Origin of the sequence: Hymenobacter sp. AT01-02, assembly GCF_000961955.2 — a bacterium.
In the GTDB taxonomy this organism is placed as follows: domain Bacteria; phylum Bacteroidota; class Bacteroidia; order Cytophagales; family Hymenobacteraceae; genus Hymenobacter; species Hymenobacter mucosus.
Genome location: NZ_JZIR02000221.1, coordinates 1 through 2,006, shown reverse-complemented (window position 1 = coordinate 2,006; position 2,006 = coordinate 1). Strand labels below are relative to the sequence as shown.

At 58.4% G+C, this 2,006-nt stretch carries 3 protein-coding genes; 1 reads left to right on the top strand and 2 read right to left on the bottom strand.

Annotated features, from left to right (window positions below; genetic code table 11):
* Nucleotides 1–679, top strand: a 679-nt coding sequence (locus tag VI25_RS22600; protein WP_161807038.1) for a glycoside hydrolase domain-containing protein, incomplete at its 5' end; no start/stop codon positions are given.
* Nucleotides 680–757: 78 nt separating this feature from the next.
* On the opposite strand, the gene VI25_RS28080 is transcribed toward VI25_RS22600, so the two are convergent.
* Entirely contained in the window at nt 758–1,039 is a 282-nt protein-coding gene (locus tag VI25_RS28080; RefSeq protein WP_262490005.1) for an outer membrane beta-barrel family protein, read from the bottom strand.
* Nucleotides 924–2,006 (bottom strand): outer membrane beta-barrel family protein (locus tag VI25_RS22595; RefSeq protein ID WP_152981793.1); only part of this gene is annotated, 1,083 nt, incomplete at its 5' end. The genes VI25_RS28080 and VI25_RS22595, both read right to left, overlap by 116 nt.

Genomic DNA, 2,006 nt, shown 5'->3' with positions numbered 1-2,006 from the left:
GTTCGACCCCGCCACTAAGTTTATGCGTGGTCGCCTCGCCGATGGCTCTTGGGTGAAACCCTTTGATCCGCAGTATCCTTACTACGAGTACATGTACCGGGAAGCCAACGCCTGGCAGGTTTCCTTTTTCGCCCCTCACGACATGCCCGGCCTAATAGCCTTGTACGGTGGGGCTCAGCCTTTCGAGGCCAAGCTGGATTCGTTGTTCACCGTGCCCTGGAATCCCTCCCATATTGCCCGCAACGTATCGGGCTTTATTGGGCAGTACTGCCACGGCAACCAGCCCGACCACGAAACGCCCTTCTCCTACTACTTCATTGGAAAGCCGGAAAAGTCGCAGCGCCGGCTCGATGAGATTATGGACAAGTTCTACGGTATGGGCAAAGACGGCCTGGGTTACTCTGGCATGGACGACGCGGGCGAAATGTCGGCCTGGTACGTGTTCAGCTCCACGGGCCTTTACCCGTATTCTGCTGCCGACGCCAAGTACCTTGTGAGCGTACCTCTCTTTGATGAAGTCAGCTGGAAAGCCGATAACGGCACCACATTCACTGTGAAGAAAACGGGCAACGGCCGCAGCCTAAGCACCATTAAGGTAAATGGGCACACCAACCAGGGCTACTTCGTGGACCACACCTTGTTCCGTACGGGGGGGCGCCTGGAAGTTTCCACCAAATAAATCTTCCTGGGGCAGCCCGGCACTACCCAGCCACTCCAGATCTACCTGTTCGGCCGGTTCGTAATCGTAAGCCGAGTTTTAATTGGAAACCCGGTTTTCTTCCTCCTGGCTACCTGCCGCGTGGCGGTTGAGGACCTTGCCGCTACCAATTTTCCAGGTGAAGCTTAGCAATATCTTCCGGCTTTCGTATTGGTTGTTCCAGGTCATATCCACGTTGCGGTAGCGCAAATAGCTGCGCCACTGGTCAGTATAGAATAGGTCGGTGAGGCGCAGGCTCAGCGTCGCTTTTTCCTGCCAGAGCTGCTTTTTCAGGCCTAGGTTGAGCGAGCCGTTGGCGCGGACGTGGTATAGTCCCTGCACCGTTGGAGAGCGATAGGTGCCCCCAACGGTGAGCGAGGTAGTGGCGCGGCAAAGTGAAGGTGTGGTCCGAACTTGCCGACCAACCGAAGCGCGCCAACCGCACAGTCTGGCCCTCAACCAGGGTACGAGTTTGCGCGTAGGAGCCCGCCAGCTGGTTGTCCACGCCCCACCATTTCGCCACGTCCGAGTGGCCCCCGGAAGACAGGACAAGCGTTGTGGCCTCGTCCAGGTTCTGCTCCACGGACGTGGAAATTTTCGTTTCGTCGTTCTGGTAGACGACGTTGTTAATGCCGTTTGTTTCGCGCAGGTAGCTTAGGCTCAGCACCTGAAAGTTCCGGTGGGTATACGTGAGCACCGCAGAGGTAGCCAAGGAGGGCAGTAGGTACGGGTTGCCCTGTTGAGCAGTGTAGGCATCGGTGTAGTTGAGAAATGGGTTCAGACTCTGGTAGTTCGGGCGCGTGATGCGCCGGCTGCCGGACACGCCGAGTTGGTCGTGCTGGGTGAGCTTGTAGGTTGCAAACAAGCTGGGGAATAGCTGCGCGTAGTTGCGCCGCACGCGCTGCCCAGTGGTCGGTGATTCGCCCACGGAGTGGGTTTGCTCCCCACGTAACCCGCCTTTCAGTTCCAGCTTACCCTGCGTTGTGCTCAAACTCAGATAAGCCGCCGTGATAGTCTCGTTGTAGGTAAACTGATTGGTACGGAGCCGGTCGGGCTGCCAAGTATCACCCACAAACGTATCGAAGGCTAGTGCGCTGCGCGTGGTCACCCAGCTCACTTTGGCGCCGGTTTCGGCCCGCCACGCTGTGCCCGCTACCGGGTGCACGTAGTCAGCCTTCGCCGCGCGCACAGTCACCGTCGACGAGGCGGCGCTGCGCAACCGGCCGGCGTCGCGGGCACTATCATTGAGGGGGAGAAGGCTAAATTGGCGAAGATTTGGTCGGCGGTAGAAGGGTAGCGAACGTAGTCG